This is a genomic window from Ramlibacter paludis (genome assembly GCF_022012305.1).
GTDB lineage: Bacteria > Pseudomonadota > Gammaproteobacteria > Burkholderiales > Burkholderiaceae_C > Ramlibacter > Ramlibacter paludis.
The window spans coordinates 99,375-117,409 of sequence record NZ_JAKLTM010000009.1 but is presented as its reverse complement, the minus strand read 5'-3'; the positions used below and the strand labels follow the sequence as shown (position 1 = coordinate 117,409).

The window sequence follows — 18,035 nt, the reverse complement described above, 5'->3', positions numbered from 1 at the left end:
AAACACTCACTTACGCTTTGGCCGCCATCCGGCGCACCGGACGCACCACTTGGCCGGAGCCCTTTGGCCGACCCTGCGGCTGCGGCATGCTGTAGCTCTAATGACTGCATCCCGGCCCGCAGACGTCATGACCACCGCCACCGTCACCCGCAGCATGGGCGAAGCCGCCCGCGCCGCCACCCATCTCCTGGAGCGCTGCGTCGACCACGCCGTGGCCGAATTGCAGGCCGCGGAGATGCAGGCGCACAAGAACGACGAGCGCCGCGACTGCGCCGACGCCTGGCGCGAGCTGCTGGCCCGGCGCGCGCGCTGGGCCGTGCGCTTCCCGCAGCTGCTGCAGGCCGCCTTCCACGCCGACGCCAGCGGCGAAAGCGCCGACAAGCCGGCGCCGGCGCTGCGCCCCTCGTCGCTCACGCTGGTGGGCGAGAACGAGATCGACGAAGCGATCGAATCCTCGCGCCTCGCGCAGCAGCTCAATGCCATGCTGGAGCGGCCGCTGGCGGAGCTGGACGCGCTCATGAGCAGCGCGCTCGGGCTCGACGTGGTGCAGCCCGAACGCAACCCGCTGCGCCCCGAGGTCTACGCCCGCACCTTGCGCAAGCTGATGGGCGAGACCAAGGTCGAACCGGCCTGGCCGGCGCTCTGGCTGCGCCACATGGTGAGCCCGCTGGCCAAGGAACTCGAAGAGCTCTATGGCGACCAGTCGCACCTGTTGACGCTGGCGCGCGTGCAGGCGGCCGGCTACCGGCTGCGCGGCACGCCTTCGCGCGCGGCGCCGCTGCTGCCCGCCGACGGCGGCATGCCCGCGCAGCAACGCGGGGGCGCGCCTTCGGGCTTCCAGGGGCTGGGACCTGCGGGCGGCAGTGCGCCGGCCGGCGGCGGCGGCGGCGGATCGGGCGCCGGTGGGGTGCCGCAGGCCGCAGGCGGCAGCCATGGCCACAGCGGCCACGCGCCGCTTCAGTCCGCATCGCACGAAGGCATGCAGCTGGGTGAATTCCTCCGCCGCGGCCTGCCGCAGGGCGAGCAGGAACTGCAGCCCTCCTACTACGCCGCGATCGAAGCCGAGATCGCCGCCATCGAAGCCGAGACGCAGCACGTCAGCTACGACAGCGCGCAGGCGCAGCAATACGTGCACCTGCCGCCGGTGGAGCGGCCGCCGCGGCAGGTCGGCACCAACAGCCCCTTGCCGCAGGAGACCTGGGGCAACCTGGCGCAGCCGCGCGAGCGCGCGCTGGTGCGCGGCCGCCTCAAGCAGCAGGCGCGCGAACTGGGCCAGGTCTACGCGCTGGAAGTCGTGCGCAAGCTGGTCGACGAAGTGGCGCAGGACCCGCGCCTGCTCGCGCCGGTGCGCGAAGCCATCGTCGGCCTCGAGCCTTCGCTGCTGCGGCTGTCGCTGGTGGCGCCGCGCTTCTTCAGCGACGAGGAGCATCCGGGCCGCCGCCTGATCGAGCGGGTGGCCGAGCGCAGCTTCGCCTTCAACGACGAATTCAGCGTCGCCTTCCGCGCCTTCCTCGGCCCGGTGGTGCAGAACTTCCGCCGGCTCAACGACTTCGACTCCTTCGACGGCGTCGGGCCGTTCCGGCTGGCGCTGGCCACCCTGGAAGCCAGCTGGGCCGCGCAGGACACGCTGGACGCCGAAGCGCAGAAGAAGGTGCTGCGCGCGGTGGAGTTCGCCCAGAAGCGCCAGCAGGAAGCCGACCGCATCGCCGGCGAATTCGCGCAGCGCAGCGACCTCGCCGAAGCGACCGAGACGATGCGCGACTTCGTGCTGCGCCGCTGGAGCCTGGTGGTCGCGCATGCGCGCCTGTCGGATCCGCAGCACGGGATCGATCCCGGCGGCTACGTGGCGCTGCTGGCCGACCTGCTGTTCAGCGTGAACCCCGATCGTGCGCTGCACGAGCCCGCCCGCGCCTTCGCGCTGATCCCGCAGGTGCTGATGAAGCTGCGCGCGGGCCTGGCCATGCTGGGCGAATCGCCCGCCGACAGCGAGGCCTTCTTCCAGCACCTCGAACGCCTGCACAGGCCGGTGCTCAAGCTGCGCGCCAAGCAACGCCAGGGCGAGATGCCGGCGTCCGATCGCCACGCTGCGCCGCCCGCGCCGCAGCCGCCTTCGCGCGGCCCCGACCAGCTCTGGATGGGCGAGGCGGAACTGCAGGCGGCCGGCTTCGAGGACACCCGGCCCTCCGGCCACGGCGAACTCACCGCCCACCACGGCGAGGTGATCCTGCCGGACGAACCGCTGGGAGAAGCCGAGGCCGAGCAGCAGATGGCGGCGCTGGCCGTCGACAGCTGGGTCGACCTGCACTCGCACCAGCAGTGGCACCGCGCCCGCCTGGTCTGGACTTCCGGCAACGGCGCCTTCTACATGTTCACGAGCCAGGGCAACCGCCCGCACTCGATGACGCGGCGCAGCCTGCAGCGGCTGCTGCGCTCGCGCCTGCTGCGGCCGGTGGAGTCGGACGCCGTGGTGCCGCGCGCGCTCGAGACGATCGCCAGCCAGCGGCTACCATTCGGGCATGCAGTCGCCGCCCCGGCCGTCGCCGCCGTCCATTGACGCATCCGCCTGCCCGCTCTGCGGCGGGCTGAATCGCTGCGCCATGGAAGTCGCGCGCGAAACCGGCCGCGCCCCCGAGGCCTGCTGGTGCACCCAGGTCGACTTCGGCGCCGACCTGCTGGCGCGCGTGCCCGAGCAGGCCCGCGGCCTGGCCTGCATCTGCGAAACCTGCGCGCGCCGCGCCTCAGAGGCGTGAGCGAAGCCAGCTCGATCGCCGCGCTGAGCGAGCGCTACGGCCCGCGCTACCGCTGGCTGTTGATGCTGTCGGTGATGGTGGGCACGATGGCCTCCATCATGTCGTCGACGGTGGTCAACGTCGCCATTCCCGACATGGCGCACTACTTCACGCTGAACCAGGAACAGGCGCAGTGGGTGTCCTCGGGCTTCATGGTGGCGATGACCGTGTCGATGCTGACCACGCCCTGGCTGCTGTCGCGCTATGGCTACCGCCGCACCTACACCGGCACGATGCTGCTGCTGATGGCCGGCGGCATCGGCGGCGGCCTGGCTTCGTACTACCCGCTGGTGCTGGCGGCGCGCGTGGCCGAGGGCCTGGCCGCGGGCATCGTGCAGCCGATCCCGGCGATCATCATGATGCGCGCCTTCCAGCCGCACGAGCAGGGCCGCGCCAGCGGCATGTTCGGCATGGGCGTGGTGCTGGCGCCGGCGCTCGGCCCCAGCATAGGCGGCGTGCTGGTCGACCTGTTCGGCTGGCGTTCGATCTTCTTCATGGTCGTGCCGTTCTGCGTGCTGGCGATCTGGCTCGCCTACCGCTTCGTCCCCGTCAGCGCGCCCGGCGGCGCGGCGGCCCAGCGCGAAGGCACGCGGCTCGATTGGATCGGCCTGCTGCTGGGCGCCGGCGGCACCCTCGCGCTGTTGAACGGACTGCTCGAAGTGCGCGGCGGCAGCCGCCTGCTGGCCTTCGGCCTGTTGGGACTCGCACTGGCCTTGTTCGGGGGGCTGGTCGCCTGGCTGCGCCGCGCGCAGCGCACCGGCCGCGAAGCCTTGCTGAACCTGGCCGTCTTCGGTTACCGCAGCTATGCGTTCGGCAGCCTGGTCGCCTTCATCTACGGCATCGCGCTGTTCGGCTCGACCTACCTGCTGCCGGTCTTCATGCAACTGGGCCTGGGACTCGCGGCCTCGCACGTCGGCACCATCCTGCTGCCTTCGGGCATCGTGCTGGCGATCACCATCGGCCTGGCCGGGCGGCTCACGCGCCGCTTGCCCACCAACGTGATGGTCGGCGGCGGCCTCCTGCTCCTGGCCGCTTCGTTCGCGTTGATGCCCACCGTCAACCTGGGCACGCCGCTCGCCTTGCTGGTGGCCTGGGCGATCCTGGGCCGCATCGGCCTGGGTTTCGTGCTGCCCTCGCTCAACCTCGGTTCCATGCGGCCGCTGGCCAAGGAGCTGATCCCGCAAGGCGCCAGCGTCATCAACTTCCTGCGCATGCTCGGCGGCGCCGCCGGCGTGAGCCTGTGCGCGATCGTGCTGGAGTGGCGGCTGGAAGTGCACGGCACCAACCTGCGCGGGCCGACCAGCGACGCGCGGCTGGCGGCCTTCGACGAATCGTTCCTGATGCTGGCGGCGATCTGCGCGCTGGCGATGCTGGCCGCCTGGCAACTCAAAGGCGGCCCCCAAGGCGACCCGCCCGAACAATAATCGCCCCATGTGCCAGCTGCTCGGGATGAACTGCAACACGCCGACCGACGTGACCTTCAGCTTCGCCGGCTTCGCGCAGCGCGGCGGCCGCACCGACCACCATTCGGACGGCTGGGGCATCGCCTTCTTCGAGGGCCTGGGCCTGCGGCACTTCGTCGACCACCAGCCGGCCTGCGAGTCGCCGGTGGCGGAGCTGATCCGCCGCTACCCGATCAAGAGCCGCAACGTCGTGGCGCACATCCGCAAGGCGACGCAGGGCGAGGTGGCGCTGCAGAACTGCCATCCCTTCGTGCGCGAGCTGTGGGGCCGCTACTGGGTGTTCGCGCACAACGGCGACCTGCAGGACTTCCAGCCGCGGCTGCACGCCAGCTTCAAGCCGGTGGGCAACACCGACAGCGAGCGCGCCTTCTGCTGGCTGATGCAGGAGATGTCGAAGTCGCACGCCGGCGTGCCCAGCGTCGAGGAGCTCACGCTGACGCTGCGCGAACTGGTGCCGGCCATTGCCAAGCATGGGCGCTTCAACTTCCTCCTCTCCAATGGGGATGCGCTGTGGGCGCACTGCTCCACCAACCTCTGGTACGTGGAGCGCAAGCATCCTTTTGCCCACGCGCAGCTCGCCGACGAGGACCTGAGCGTGGACTTCGCCCGCAACACGACACCCGACGACAGGGTGGCGGTCGTGGTGACGGCGCCACTGACCGTCAACGAAACGTGGACGCAGTTCGCGCCGGGTGAACTGAAAGTGTTCGTGGACGGGCAAATCCGGGGGTGAGCCCGGCCGTGGCGCAGGTATAAAGCCGCGCTATGTCACACATCAAACTGCGGGCAGTTCGCGCTGCTTTTTTCGGGCTGGGGCTTGTCCTGGCTGTTGCTGCGAAAGCGGCGGTGCCTGTGGAAGCCTTCTTCCAGAACCCGGCATTCCAGGACGCCCAGCTGTCTCCGAGCGGGCGCTACGTGGCCGTCGGCGTGACGCCCAAGGGCGGCCACACGCAGCTGGTGGTGCTGGAGACCGAGACGATGAAGGCCAAGGCCGTCGCCTCGCCCAAGGACGCGGACGTGTTCAACATCGAGTGGGTCAATGACGACCGGCTGGTGTTCAGCGTCTGGTCCAAGGAAACGCCGCAAGGCGAGAACCGGCTCGGCCCCGGCCTCTACGCCGTGCAGCGTGATGGCTCCGACTTCCGCCAGCTGGTCGATCGCGAAAATCCGTACGAGCGCGAAAACACGAATGTGGTGTCGCGCATGCTGAACTACTTTCACTACTTCCAGAGCACCACGGCCAAGAAGGATTCGGACGACATCTTCGTCGTCAACGTCCAGGTGGACCGGAACTGGGACGTCAACAACCTCCAGCTGCTGCGCCTGAACACGCGTACCGGCCGCGCGGTCCCCGTCCGCGGACCAGGGTCCGCCTTTGCGTGGTTGACCGACGAAAACGACGTTCCCCGCATCGCGATCACGGGCGAGAACGCCAAAGGAGCCTTGCAGGTATTCGACAGCCCGTCCGAGCGCTGGACGCCGCTGGTGGAATATGACCGCTATATCGACGGCAGCATGGTCCCGGTGGGCTTCGCACCGGATGGCACCTTGTTCGTGGCGGCGCGCCGCGGCAAGGACAAGCGGGCGCTCTATCGCTACGACCTGCGGGCCCGGAAGCTCGATGCCGAGCCGCTGGTCAACATGCCGGACTACGACTTCCACGGCTCGCTGGTCCAGGACACCAAGCAGGTGCTGGGAGTACGCTTCCTGAGCGATGCGCGTTCGACGGTGTGGTTCGACGCCCGGATGAAGGGCGTCCAGGCGCAGGTGGATCGCTTGTTGCCGGGAACGGTCAACGTGCTGGAACCCGCCCTGCGGCCGGAGGCGCAGTACATGCTGGTCTACGCCTATTCCGACGTGGACCCTGGCCGCTACCTGCTGTTCGATGCCAAGGCCGGCAAGTTGACCGAGCTGGGCAAGTCGCAGCGTGACATCGATGCGAAACAGATGTCGCCCATGGACCTGGTGCGCTTCGCGGCCCGCGACGGACTGCAGATTCCCGCCTGGCTGACCGTGCCGAAGGGGACGCCGAAGGGAAAGAAGATGCCGATGGTCGTGCTGGTGCACGGCGGTCCCTGGGTGCGCGAGGAATGGGAATGGAAGGCGGACTCGCAGTTCCTGGCTTCGCGCGGCTACGTCGTGCTGGAGCCGGAGTTCCGCGGCAGCGACGGCTTCGGCTTCGATCACCTGCGGCGCGGCTTCAAGCAATGGGGACTGGCGATGCAGAACGACGTGGCCGACGCCACCCGCTGGGCCATCGCGCAGGGCATCGCGGATCCGGCGCGCATCTGCATCGCCGGTGCGAGCTACGGGGGCTACGCGACGCTCATGGGCCTGGTGAACGACCCGGACCTGTACAAGTGCGGCATCTCGTGGGCCGGCGTGAGCGACCTCACCTTGAAGTACGAGGTGACCTGGAGCGATTCGCCGGAGGCCTACAAGCTCTATGGCATGCCGGTGCTCGTGGGTGACAAGGACAAGGACGCCGCGCAATTCAAGGCGACCTCGCCCATCGAGCAGGCGGCGCGCGTCAAGCAACCCCTGCTGCTGGCGCACGGCAACGCGGACCGCCGCGTGCCCATCATCCACAGCGTGAAACTGCGCGACGCCCTGGCCAAGACCAACCCGCAAGTGGAGTGGGTCGAATACGCCGACGAAGGGCACGGCTGGAAGCTGGTCCCCAATCGCATCGACTGGTGGACCCGCGTCGAGAAGTTCCTGCAGAAGAACATCGGCCAATAGCGCGCCAGGAGCAGTCCATGAAGTTCGCGTTCATCGCGCCGGGCGCAGCCTTGCCCTTGCAGCCATCGGCCTCCTGGGAGGCTTCGTCCACGCCGCGCCTCCGGTGCCCCTGGAAAAGTTCTTCGAGAACCGGGCCTTCACGGGCGCCAAGCTGTCGCCGACCGGCCGCCATGTCGCCGTCGGCGTGACGCCCCCCGGAGGGCGCCGCCGCCTGGTGGTGCTGGAGACGGACACCTTGCAGGCCAAGGTGGCGGCGTGGCACCCCAAGGTCGACATCAATTTCTTCGCCTGGGTGAATGACGACCGCCTGGTCTACAACCTGACCGACACGCAAACGGCGGGGAATGGGTTCTACGTTCCGGGCGGCCTTTACGGCGCGGTTCAACGCGATGGAACGGATCACCGCGAACTGAACGGGGGCAGCTACCACTCCCCGACCCGCCGGATGGACTCCGACGACGTCTTCGTCCGCTACGGCGAATGGGGCGCGCGCGGCGAGTTCTGGAACGTGCGGGTCGAGCGCCTCAATACGCGGACAGCGCGCGGCACCGGCATCATCGGCCCGGGCCGCGCGATGAGCTGGCTGATCGATGCCGACGACAACCCGCGCGTGGCGTTCACGGCGGAGAAGGACAAGGGGGCGCTCCAGTACCTGGACCCGAAGAAGAAGGAATGGGAGGTCCTGCAGACGGCCAACCTCTACATCGGGGAATTCATCAACCCGGTGGGCTTCGCGCCGGACGGCACGCTGTTCGTCTCCGTGCGCAAGGGCGACAAGCAGGCCCTCTACCGCTACGACCTGGCGCAGCGCAAGCTGGACGACGAGCCGCTGGTGACCATGAAGGACTTCGACTTCGACGGCTACCTGGTCAAGGACGCGGATCACCTGCTGGGCGTGCGCTACCTGAGCGATGCACGCTCGACCCTCTGGTTCGACGACCGCATGAAGGCAATGCAGGCGCGGATCGACAAGCTGCTTCCGGCGACGGTGAACCTCCTGACGCCACCGGTGCGCGGCGAAGTGCCCGTCGTGCTCGTCTACGCCTATTCGGACGTGGACCCCGGCCGCAGCCTGCTGTTCAACACCGAGACCGGCAAGCTGACGGAGATCGGCCCGGTCCAGCGCGGGATCGACCCCAAGCAGATGGCCGCGATGGACCTGGTCCGCTACGCCGCCCGCGACGGCCTGTCCATTCCAGCCTGGCTGACCCGCCCGCAGGGCAGCAAGGGCCGCAAGCTGCCGATGGTGGTGCTGGTGCACGGGGGACCCTGGCTGCGCGAGGAGTGGGAGTGGCGCGCCGACGCGCAATTCCTCGCGTCGCGCGGCTACCTCGTGCTCGAACCGGAATTCCGCGGCAGCACCGGCTACGGGTTCGCGCATGCCCGCAAGGGCTTCAAGCAATGGGGCCTGGCCATGCAGGACGACGTCGCGGACGGCGCCAGGTGGGCCGTCGCGCAAGGCCTCGCCGACCCGGATCGCATCTGCATCGCCGGCGCCAGCTACGGCGGCTATGCAACCTTGATGGGCCTGGTCAAGAACCCGGAACTGTTCAAGTGCGGCGTGGCCTGGGCCGGCGTCAGCGACATCAACCTGATGTACGACGTGATCTGGAGCGACATGTCGAACAACTACATGCTGTTCGGCATGCCCGAGCTGGTCGGCGACCAGACCAAGGACGCGGAACAGCTGAAGACGACGTCGCCCCTGGTGCAGGCGGCAAGCATCAAGCAGCCCCTGCTGCTCGCGCATGGTGGCGCGGACCGGCGCGTGCCCATCATCCACGGAACGCGCATCCGCGACGCCGTGAAGAAGACCAACCCCAACGTGGAGTGGGTGGAATACCTGGAAGAAGGCCACGGCTGGTGGCTGGTGTCGACCCGCGTCGACTTCTGGACCCGCGTGGAGAACTTCCTGCAGAAGAACATCGGCGAGAAGCCCTAGGCGTCAACGCGCGGCGACGGCCGCCTCCAGTGCATCCACGAACATCTTCGGCACGTCGAACCCGGTCTGCTGCGTGATCTCCTGGAAGCAGGTGGGGCTGGTGACGTTGATCTCGGTCAGGCAGGAGCCGATCACGTCCAGGCCGATCAGCAGCAGGCCGCGCTGCGCGAGGCGCGGGCCGATTGCTTCGGCGATCTCGAAGTCGCGGTCCGACAGCGGCTGCGCCACGCCCTTGCCGCCCGCCGCGAGGTTGCCGCGGATCTCGCTGCCTTGCGGGATGCGCGCCAGGCTGAAGGGCACGGCCTTGCCGCCGATCACCAGCACGCGCTTGTCGCCCGCCGCGATCTCCTTCACGAACTTCTGCACCATGATGGTCGTCGCGCCTTCCTGGTTCAGCGTCTCGATGATGGCGCCCAGGTTCAGGCCGTCGGGGCCGACGCGGAAGATGCCCATCCCGCCCATGCCGTCGAGCGGCTTGAGGATGATCTCGCCGTGCTCCTGGTGAAAGCGCTTGACCTCGTCGGCCTGCCGCGTCACCAGCGTGGGGCTGACGAACTGCGGGAACTCCATGATCGCCAGCTTCTCCGGATGGTCGCGCAGCGCCGCCGGCTTGTTGAAGACGCGCGCGCCTTCGCGCTCGGCCTGCTCCAGCAGGTGGGTGGCGTAGAAGTACTCGCTGTCGAAGGGCGGGTCCTTGCGCATCAGGACCGCGTCGAAGTCCTTCAGTGGCCGCACCTCGCTGCGGTCCTCGCGGAACCAGTCGTCCTCGCTGCCCGTCAGCGTGATGTCGCGCACCTTGGCATGCACCAGGTCGCCCGACTTCCAGGTCAGGTGCCGCGGCTCGCAGGCGGCGATGCGGTGGCCGCGGCGCTGCGCCTCCCGCATCATCGAGAAGGTGGTGTCCTTGTAGGTCTTGAAGGCTTCGAGGGGATCGGCAACGAAAAGGATGTTCATCGCGGTCTACTGTTGCACAAAACGGGTTCCGGCGTGATTGGTGGGGTCGCTCCGCGGACCGACCGCCCGCCCGAACCGCAGCGCCCCATCCCGCAGCCGCGAAAACCGCAGCGACACGATGTCCTGCAGGTAGTTCTGCAGCATCCGCCACGGCTTGCGCTCCCCCTGCCGCGGCAGCACGCCCGCCGCGCGCTGGATGTAGCCGGAGTTCAGGTCCAGCGCCGGCCGCGTCGCCTCGCCGCCCTCGCTGCGAACCGGCACGCAGAAGTCCTCGCCGTGCGCGCGCATGTGGTTCAGCAGCCGGCAGACGTAGCGCGCGATCAGTTCGGCCTTCAGCGTCCACGACGCATTGGTGTAGCCCATCGCCAGCGCCAGGTTGGGCACGCCCTCGCACATCGCGCCGCGGTAGGCCACGCGCTGCGCCAGGTCGACCGGCTCGCCATCGACGGTGAGGCGCGCGCCGCCCAGCATCTGCAGCTTCAGGCCGGTGGCACTGACGATGATGTCGGCCGGCAGCTCCGCGCCGCTGGCCAGCCGGATACCGCCGGCGGTGAAGCGCTCGATGGTGTCGGTGACGATGGAGGCCTTTCCGCTCGCGATCGCCTTGTACAGGTCGGCGTCCGGGATGATGCACAGGCGCTGGTCCCAGGGGGCGTAGCGGGGCAGCAGGTGGCGCTCGACGTCGAAGCCCTGCGGCAGGCGCCGGCGCGCGTCACCGAGCAGCAGGCGCTGGAAAGACTGCGGCCGCCGCCGCGCGAACTGGAACAGCGCCATCGCGATCAGGATGTTCTTCCAGCGGATCAGCGTGTGCGCCGCGCGCCGCGGCAGCACCCGCTGCACGGCGGCGCCGAGCCGGTCGCGCGCCGGCAAGGCGACCACCCAGCTCGGCGAACGTTGCAGCATGGTGATGTGCGCGGTGCGCGCGGCCATCTCGGGCACCAGCGTCACCGCGGTGGCGCCGCTGCCGATCACCACCACGCGCTTGCCCGCGTAGTCCAGGTCTTCGGGCCAGTGCTGTGGATGGACGATGGTGCCGCCGAAGGCCTCCTGCCCCGGAAAGGCCGGCGCATGGCCTTGCGCGTAGTCGTAGTAGCCGCTGCAGAAGAACAGGAAGCGGCAGCGCAGCTGCTGCTCGCCGGCGGCGGTGGCGACGGTGACCGTCCAGCGCGCCTCCTGCGTGTTCCACGCAGCCGCCGTCACCCGGTGGCCGAAGCGGATGTGCCTGTCGATGCCATGCACGCGCGCCGTCTCGCGCACGTACTCGCGGATCGCCGGGCCGGGTGCGATCGCGCGCTCGCTGATCCACGGGCGGAAGCCGTAGCCGAGCGTGAACATGTCGGAATCCGAGCGGATGCCGGGATAGCGGAACAGGTCCCAGGTGCCGCCGATCGCGTCGCGCGCTTCCAGCAGGGCGAAGCTGCGATCGGGGCACTTCGCCTGCAGGTGCCAGGCCGCCGCGATGCCCGAGAGCCCGGCGCCGACGATGAGGACGTCGAGTTCCCCCATCGCGTTCACGCCTGCGCTTGGCGCCGCTGTTCCGCGCGGCGACGGGCCTGGCGGGCGCCGCCGATCACCAATGCCTGGTAGGCGGGGCCGAGCAGCCGCACCAGCAGGTCGGCCATGCGGGCATCGCGCCCGACCAGCACGCGCCGCGCGTTGCGCTGCACGCCCGCCAGGATCTGCCGGGCCGCTTCCGGCGGCGGCGTGCGCTGGATCATGTGCTCACCGCGGGCGCGGAAGCTGGCGAGGTCGAGTCCGCTGAAGCCTTCGACGTCGGGCGCGATGCGCTGCTTGCCAACGATGCGCGTGGCGATGCCGCCCGGCATCACGCAGGTGGCGCTGACCGGCGCGCGCTGCAGCTCCAGTTCCATGCGCAGCGCCTCGGTGTAGCCACGCACCGCGAACTTCGCCGCGTTGTAGGCCGACTGGGTCGGCATGGCGAGCAGGCCGAAGGCGCTGGAGATGTTGACGATGTGGCCGTCACCGCTGGAGCGAAGGTGCGGCAGGAAGGCCTGGGTGCCGTGGACCACGCCCCAGAAGTTGATGTTCATCAGCCATTCGACGTCGGCCAGCCGCGCGGTCTCGGCCATCGCCGCGAGCGCCACGCCGGCGTTGTTGAACAGCAGGTTGACCTGGCCATGCTCGGTCCGGCAGGCCTCGGCCCAGGCGAAGACGGCGTCGCGGTTGGCAACGTCGACGATCGCGGTGGTGCAGCGCCGGGCGCCGGCGGGCAGCAGGGCCACGGTTTCCTGCAGGCCGGCCGCATCGACATCGGACAAGGCCAGCGCGGCGCCGCGTTGGGCCAGCGCGATGGCCAGCGCGCGGCCGATGCCCGAGCCGGCGCCGGTGATGGCCGCCACCTTGCCGTCGAATGTGTTCATCCGGCCAGCGTACCGGCAATTGCCCGGCTGCGCTAGATCTCGACTTTGGAGCCCAGTTCCACCACCGAGTTGCTCGGAAGGTTCAGGAATTCCGCCGCCGCGCCGGCGTTGTGGTGCATCTGCGCGAACAGCTTCTCGCGCCACTGCGCCATGCCGCTGCCGATGGTGGGCACCACCACGTCGCGCGAGAGGAAGTAGCTGGTGGTCATCGGATCCAGGTCGCAGCCGCGGGTGCGCACGTGCTCCAGCGCGCGCGGCACGTCCGGGTCGTTCTTGAAGCCGTAGTGCAGCATCACCTGCCAGCAGTCGTGCCCGAGCGACTCGATCTCGGCGCGCTTCTCCAGCCCGACCCACGGCACCTCGTGGTTGCGCACCGTGACGAACAGGTTGTGCTCGTGCAGCACCTTGTTGTGCTTCAGGTTGTGCAGCATGGCGTTGGGCACCGTGCCGGGTTCCGCCGTGAGGAAGACCGCCGTGCCGGGCACGCGCAGCGGCGGCGCGGCAAAGACCGACTCGAGGAAGCTTTTCAGGTCGATGGCGTCGGTGCGCAGCTTCTCGTTCAGGATCTCGCGCCCGCGCTTCCACGTCATCATCAGCGTGAACACCATGCCGCCGATCAGCAGCGGGAACCAGCCGCCGTCCACCAGCTTGAGCAGGTTGGAGGCGAAGAAGGTGATGTCGACCAGGAAGAACCAGCCGGTGGCCAGGACGCACAGCGCGAGCGGGTATTTCCAGCCGTAGCGGATGACGAAGAAGGTGAGCGTCGTGGTGATCAGCATGTCCAGCGTCACGGCGATGCCGTAGGCGGAGGCCAGGTTGCTGGAGGAGCGGAACATCACCACCGCGATCACGATGGCCACGAACAGGCACCAGTTCACCGCCGGCAGGTAGATCTGCCCGGTGTCGCGCACGCTGGTGTGCTGCACCGTCAGGCGCGGCAGGTAGCCCAGTTGCACCGCCTGCTTGGTCACGCTGAAGGCGCCGGTGATCAGCGCCTGCGAGGCGATCACCGTGGCGATGGTGGCCAGCACCACCAGCGGCAGGGTCGCCCACTCGGGCGCCATCATGAAGAAAGGGTTCTTCACCGCTTCCGGCCGCGCCAGCAGCAGCGCGCCCTGGCCGAAGTAGTTGAGCGTCAGCGCCGGCATCACCACGCTGAACCAGGCGAGGCGGATCGGCTTCTTGCCGAAGTGGCCCAGGTCGGCATACAGCGCCTCGGCACCGGTCACGCACAGCACCACGGCACCCAGGATGATGAAGGTCGTGCCCGGGTTGTGGAACATGAAGCGCAGCGCGTGGAGCGGATTGATCGCCAGCAGGATCTCCGGGTGCGTCAGGATGTGCGACACACCCAGCACCGAGATCGTGACGAACCACACCAGCGTCAGCGGCCCGAAGAAGCGGCCGATGCCGCCGGTGCCGCGCTTCTGCACCATGAACAGCGCCAGCAGCACGAACAGCGTGAGCGGGATGACGTATTCCTCGAGGTGGGGCGACACCACCTTCAGGCCTTCCACCGCCGACAGCACCGAGATGGCCGGGGTGATGACGCCGTCGCCGTAGAACAGCGAGGTGCCGAAGATGCCCACCGCCAGCAGCACCTTGCGCAGCCGCGGCTTGTCGCGCACCGCCTGCGAGGCCAGCGCCAGCATGGCGATCAGGCCGCCCTCGCCGTTGTTGTCGGCGCGCAGGACCAGCAGCACGTACTTGATGGAAACGATGACGGTGAGCGTCCAGAAGAAGATGGACAGCACGCCGTAGACGTTGGCCGGGGTGAATTCCACGTGCCCCGAGCCGAAGACTTCCTTCACGGCATAGAGGACGCTGGTGCCGATGTCACCGTAGACGACACCGATGGCGCCAAGGGTGAGCGCCGCAAGCGAGGATTTCGAGTTCTGCACGAACAGCCCCGTCCCGGCCTGCTGCGGCCGGCGGGGTCTTGAACTTTGGGAGGGCTATTGTGCGCCTGCCGGGCTCGCCGGAAACGACTTGTTGCAGCGCAGCAACTGGGCTGGCGCCCCTATTCGTAGACCTCGGCTTCCGGGTCCGTCGCTTCCAGCTCGTAGCTGGCCGCCAGCATGGCCAGCCGGCCGATCACGCCGTACATGTAGAAGCGGTTCGGGGCGCTGGCGCCCGGCTTCTGGCCCGGTTGCGGTAAGCGCGTACTCTCCGCGAAAGCCAATGGCACGTAGCTGGCGCCCGGGATGTTCAGGTTTTCGTCGTCGCCGCGCTCGGCATGGACGCGGTAGAAGCCGCCAACCACATAGCGGTCCATCATGTAGACCACGGGTTCGGCCACGGCCTCGTTGATCCGCTCGGCCGTCAGCACGCCTTCCTGGATGATCAGGTCGTGCACCTGGCGGCCGTCCTTGGACGCGCCCATCTTGGCCTTGGTCCGCTCGCTCAGCTGGTCGAGGTCCTTGGTGTCGCGCACGGTCATGATGCCCATGCCGTAGGTGCCGTTGTCGGCCTTGACGATCACGAAGGGCTTCTCGTTGATGCCGTATTCCTTGTACTTCTTGCGGATCTTCGCCAGCAGCGCGTCGACGTTGGTGCGCAGGCAGTCCAGGCCCTGCTCCTGCGAGAAGTCGACCTCGCCACACTTGTTGAACATGGGGTTGATCAGCCACGGGTCGATGCCCAGCAGCTTGCCCAGACGCTTGGCCACTTCCTCGTAGCTCTGGAAGTGGCGGCTCTTGCGCCGCACCGACCAGCCGGCGTGCAGCGGCGGCAGCAGGTACTGCTCGTGCAGGTCCTCCAGGATGCCCGGCGCGCCCAGCGACAGGTCGTTGTTCAGCAGGATGGTGCAGGGGTCGAAGTTCTTCAGCCCCAGGCGCCGCTTGCTGCGCACCACCGGCTCCACGGTCACGGTCTCGCCGGTCGGCAGCTCCACCTTGGTCGGCTTCTTGATCGCCGGGTCGATGGAACCCACCCGCACGTTCAGGCCCGCGGCCTGGAAGATCCGCTGCAGCTGCGCGACGTTGCTCAGGTAGAAGGTGTTGCGGGCGTTGTTCTCCGGGATGACCAGCAGGTTCTTGGCCTCGGGGCAGATCTTCTCGATCGCCGCCATGGCCGCCTGCACCGCCAGCGGCAGCATCTCGGGCGTGAGGTTGTTCCAGCCGCCGGGATACAGGTTGGTGTCCACCGGGGCCAGCTTGAAGCCGGCATTGCGGATGTCGACCGAGCTGTAGAAGGGCGGCGTGTGCTCCATCCACTCCAGGCGGAACCAGCGCTCGATGGCGGGCATCGAGTCCAGCACACGCTGCTCGAGCTCGTTGATGGGGCCGGTCAAGGCCGTGATGAGGTGCGGAACCATGCGGTCCTCGTTGTTATGGGTCTCAACTCGATTCTAGGAGTTGAGGGCAACCCGGCAGCTTGCAAGACAGCTCAGCCGCGGATTTCTCCGTCGCCCAGAACGATCCACTTGAGCGAAGTCAGGCCTTCCAGCCCCACCGGGCCGCGCGCATGGAACTTGTCCGTGCTGATGCCGATTTCCGCGCCCAGCCCGTATTCGAAGCCGTCGGCGAAGCGGGTGCTGGCATTCACCATCACGCTGGCCGAGTCGACTTCGCGCAGGAAGCGCTGCGCATGCTGGTGGTCGCGCGTGAGGATGGCGTCGGTGTGGTGCGAGGAATAGCGGTTGATGTGGGCGATGGCTTCATCGACCCCGGCCACGACCTTCACGCTGATGATCGGCGCCAGGTATTCCTCGGACCAATCCTGCTCCGTCGCGTCCTTCAGGTCGGCGCCCGGCACTTCGGCCAGGAGGGCGCGGGCCTCGGGGTCGCAGCGCATCTCCACGCCCTTGGCCGCGAACACCGCGCCGATCTTCGGCAGGAATTCGCGCGCGACGCCGCGCGCGACCAGCAGGCCCTCGCTGGCATTGCAAGGGCTGTACTTCTGGGTCTTGGCGTTGTCGGCGACCTTCACCGCCATCGCGATGTCGCAAGGATCGTCGACGTAAGTGTGGCAGTTGCCATCCAGGTGCTTGATCACCGGCACCTTCGCATCGCGGCTGATGCGCTCGATCAGGCCCTTGCCGCCGCGCGGGATGACCACGTCGACGTACTCGGGCATGGTGATCAGGTGGCCGACGGCTTCGCGGTCGGTGGTCTGCACCAGCTGCACCGCCTCGGGCGGCAGGCCGGCGCGCTGCAGCGCCTGCTGCACCAGGCGCGCCAGCGCCTTGTTGGATTCGATCGCTTCCGAGCCGCCGCGCAGGATGCAGGCATTGCCGCTCTTGATCGACAGGCTGGCGGCCTCGATGGTCACGTTGGGCCGGCTCTCGAAGATCATGCCGAACACGCCGAGCGGCACGCGCATCTGGCCCACGCGGATGCCGCTGGGCTGCTGCTTCATGCCGATCACCTCGCCGATGATGTCGGGCATGGTGGCGAGCTGCTCGCAGCCGACGGCCAGGGTCTCGAGGATCCTGGGCGTGAGTTTCAGGCGATCGACCATGGGGGCCGAGAGGCCGGCGGCCGTGGCCCGGTCCAGGTCCTTCCGGTTGTCGGCCTGCAGCTGTTCGCCGCCGGCGCGCAGCAGCGCCGCCAGTTCGCGCAGCGCCTGCGCCTTCTGCGCCGCCGGCGCCGCCGCCATCCGCGCCGATGCCTCCCGGGCCTGCAAGCCCAGGGAATGCATGGTTTCGGCGATGTTCAGCGCGTTCATCAGCGCAATTATCCCCGGGCCGCCGCCGGCTTGCCCGCGCACTCCAGGCACAACCCCATGGCCAGCTTGTGCAGCGCCTGCCAGCCGTCCGCCGGCCAGCCGGGCGCCTTCAGGCCCTTGACGATGCCGTCGACCAGGTGCGCGCCGTGCAGCAGGTTGTCCAGCATGATGGGCGTCAGGCGCGGGAGCACGCGCTCGAACAGCTTTTCCTTCACGCCCCACACCCGCTGCTCGCGCAAGGCCATGGGCAGCGGGCGGCCGGCAGCCATCGCATCCTTCACGCGCTTGAGCGCCCGGATGTCCTCGGACAAGGTGTAGTGCACCAGCACCTCCGCCTCGCCCTCGGCCTGCAGGCCATCGAGCATGCGCTGCACCCGCGCCACCTGCCCGCCCAGCACCGCTTCCGACAGCTTGAAGACGTCGTAGCGCGCCACGTTCAGCACCGCGCTTTCGACCTGCTCGAAATTCAGTTCGCCCGCCGGATGCAGCAGCGCCAGCTTCTGGATCTCCTGGTGCGCGGCCAGCAGGTTGCCTTCGACCCGATCGGCGAAGAACTGCAGCGTGCGCTGCCCTTCGTCGCCGCCGACGACGCGCTGGTTCTGCTGCGCGAGGCGTTGCGCGATCCATTGCGGCAGCGCGCCGCGTTCGACCGGCTGCAGCTCGATCGCCACGCCGTTGCCGTCCAGCGCCGCGAACCAGGCGGACTTCTTCGTCTGGAAATCCAGGCGCGGCAGCAGGACCAGCGTCAGCGTCGAATCGTTGCCGGCGGCCTGTTCGGCCAGTTGCTGCAGGGCGGCGCTACCGTCCTTGCCCGGCTTGCCCGAAGGGATGCGCACTTCGACGATCTGCTTGTCGGCAAAGAGCGAGAGCGAGCCGCCGGCCGCCAGCACCGCACTCCAGTCGAAGTGCGCGCCGGCCACGGTATGCACGGTGCGTTCGGTGTAGCCCTGCTGGCGCGCGAGCGCGCGGATGGCGTCGGCCGCTTCCTGCTGCAGGAGCGGCTCGTCCCCATGCAAGGTGTAGAGCGGTTTCAGGCCGCGCTGCAGGTGGGCGGCAAGCTGGGCGGGCGCGAGCTGCATGGCCCTATTCTGGCATT

The 18,035-nt window shown here is 68.6% G+C and carries 13 protein-coding genes; 6 read left to right on the top strand and 7 right to left on the bottom strand.

What is annotated here, in order from left to right:
* The first annotated feature begins 127 nt into the window (after positions 1 to 127).
* From LZ009_RS23385 to LZ009_RS23360, 6 genes are all read left to right on the top strand, one after another.
* Complete coding sequence (locus LZ009_RS23385) at positions 128 to 2,554, top strand: DUF1631 family protein (RefSeq protein WP_275700406.1); 2,427 nt, start codon at positions 128 to 130, stop codon at positions 2,552 to 2,554.
* Positions 2,517 to 2,750: a cysteine-rich CWC family protein gene (locus LZ009_RS23380; RefSeq protein ID WP_275700405.1), complete on the top strand. Its 234-nt coding sequence runs from the start codon at positions 2,517 to 2,519 to the stop codon at positions 2,748 to 2,750. The genes LZ009_RS23385 and LZ009_RS23380 overlap by 38 nt, the downstream gene beginning before the upstream one ends.
* On the top strand, positions 2,747 to 4,213 hold the full coding sequence (locus tag LZ009_RS23375) for an MFS transporter (RefSeq protein ID WP_275700404.1): 1,467 nt from the start codon (positions 2,747 to 2,749) through the stop codon (positions 4,211 to 4,213). The genes LZ009_RS23380 and LZ009_RS23375 overlap by 4 nt, the downstream gene beginning before the upstream one ends.
* Before the next feature lie 7 nt (positions 4,214 to 4,220).
* Positions 4,221 to 4,985 (top strand): class II glutamine amidotransferase, encoded by a 765-nt coding sequence (locus tag LZ009_RS23370; protein ID WP_275700403.1) that lies wholly within the window; start codon positions 4,221 to 4,223, stop codon positions 4,983 to 4,985.
* Positions 4,986 to 5,104: 119 nt separating this feature from the next.
* Positions 5,105 to 6,994, top strand: coding sequence for an alpha/beta hydrolase family protein (locus tag LZ009_RS24335; protein WP_275700402.1), 1,890 nt, complete (start codon positions 5,105 to 5,107; stop codon positions 6,992 to 6,994).
* 103 nt (positions 6,995 to 7,097) lie between these two features.
* Complete coding sequence (locus tag LZ009_RS23360) at positions 7,098 to 8,936, top strand: S9 family peptidase (RefSeq protein ID WP_275700401.1); 1,839 nt, start codon at positions 7,098 to 7,100, stop codon at positions 8,934 to 8,936.
* A gap of 3 nt (positions 8,937 to 8,939) precedes the next feature.
* Here the strand turns inward: LZ009_RS23360 and gshB are convergent, their stop codons facing one another.
* The 7 genes from gshB to holA all read right to left on the bottom strand — a co-directional run bounded on the left by gshB (position 8,940) and on the right by holA (position 18,018).
* The gene (gene gshB, locus LZ009_RS23355) at positions 8,940 to 9,890 is read right to left on the bottom strand and encodes a glutathione synthase (protein ID WP_275700400.1); all 951 of its coding nucleotides are present in this window, start codon (positions 9,888 to 9,890) and stop codon (positions 8,940 to 8,942) included.
* Between the two features lie 6 nt (positions 9,891 to 9,896).
* Positions 9,897 to 11,396, bottom strand: a complete 1,500-nt coding sequence (locus LZ009_RS23350) for a flavin-containing monooxygenase (RefSeq protein WP_275700399.1) — start codon at positions 11,394 to 11,396, stop codon at positions 9,897 to 9,899.
* 5 nt (positions 11,397 to 11,401) lie between these two features.
* Positions 11,402 to 12,271: an SDR family NAD(P)-dependent oxidoreductase gene (locus tag LZ009_RS23345; protein ID WP_275700398.1), complete on the bottom strand. Its 870-nt coding sequence runs from the start codon at positions 12,269 to 12,271 to the stop codon at positions 11,402 to 11,404.
* 32 nt (positions 12,272 to 12,303) lie between these two features.
* Positions 12,304 to 14,172, bottom strand: a complete 1,869-nt coding sequence (locus LZ009_RS23340) for a potassium transporter Kup (RefSeq protein ID WP_275700397.1) — start codon at positions 14,170 to 14,172, stop codon at positions 12,304 to 12,306.
* A gap of 119 nt (positions 14,173 to 14,291) precedes the next feature.
* The gene (gene gshA, locus LZ009_RS23335; protein ID WP_275700396.1) at positions 14,292 to 15,587 is read right to left on the bottom strand and encodes a glutamate--cysteine ligase; all 1,296 of its coding nucleotides are present in this window, start codon (positions 15,585 to 15,587) and stop codon (positions 14,292 to 14,294) included.
* Positions 15,588 to 15,658: 71 nt separating this feature from the next.
* Positions 15,659 to 16,939 (bottom strand): glutamate-5-semialdehyde dehydrogenase, encoded by a 1,281-nt coding sequence (locus tag LZ009_RS23330; RefSeq protein WP_275700395.1) that lies wholly within the window; start codon positions 16,937 to 16,939, stop codon positions 15,659 to 15,661.
* 8 nt (positions 16,940 to 16,947) lie between these two features.
* Complete coding sequence (gene holA, locus LZ009_RS23325) at positions 16,948 to 18,018, bottom strand: DNA polymerase III subunit delta (RefSeq protein ID WP_275700394.1); 1,071 nt, start codon at positions 18,016 to 18,018, stop codon at positions 16,948 to 16,950.
* Between the last annotated feature and the right edge of the window lie 17 nt (positions 18,019 to 18,035).

Excerpts from the sequence above, each read along its gene's own strand:
- holA (WP_275700394.1), bottom strand. The coding sequence starts at position 18,018 with ATGCAGCTCGCGCCCGCCCAGCTTGCCGCCCACCTGCAGCGCGGCCTG.
- LZ009_RS23370 (WP_275700403.1), top strand. The coding sequence starts at position 4,221 with ATGTGCCAGCTGCTCGGGATGAACTGCAACACGCCGACCGACGTGACC.
- LZ009_RS23385 (WP_275700406.1), top strand. The coding sequence starts at position 128 with ATGACCACCGCCACCGTCACCCGCAGCATGGGCGAAGCCGCCCGCGCC.
- gshB (WP_275700400.1), bottom strand. The coding sequence starts at position 9,890 with ATGAACATCCTTTTCGTTGCCGATCCCCTCGAAGCCTTCAAGACCTAC.
- gshA (WP_275700396.1), bottom strand. The coding sequence starts at position 15,587 with ATGGTTCCGCACCTCATCACGGCCTTGACCGGCCCCATCAACGAGCTC.
- LZ009_RS23330 (WP_275700395.1), bottom strand. The coding sequence starts at position 16,939 with ATGAACGCGCTGAACATCGCCGAAACCATGCATTCCCTGGGCTTGCAG.
- LZ009_RS23345 (WP_275700398.1), bottom strand. The coding sequence starts at position 12,271 with ATGAACACATTCGACGGCAAGGTGGCGGCCATCACCGGCGCCGGCTCG.
- LZ009_RS23380 (WP_275700405.1), top strand. The coding sequence starts at position 2,517 with ATGCAGTCGCCGCCCCGGCCGTCGCCGCCGTCCATTGACGCATCCGCC.
- LZ009_RS23350 (WP_275700399.1), bottom strand. The coding sequence starts at position 11,396 with ATGGGGGAACTCGACGTCCTCATCGTCGGCGCCGGGCTCTCGGGCATC.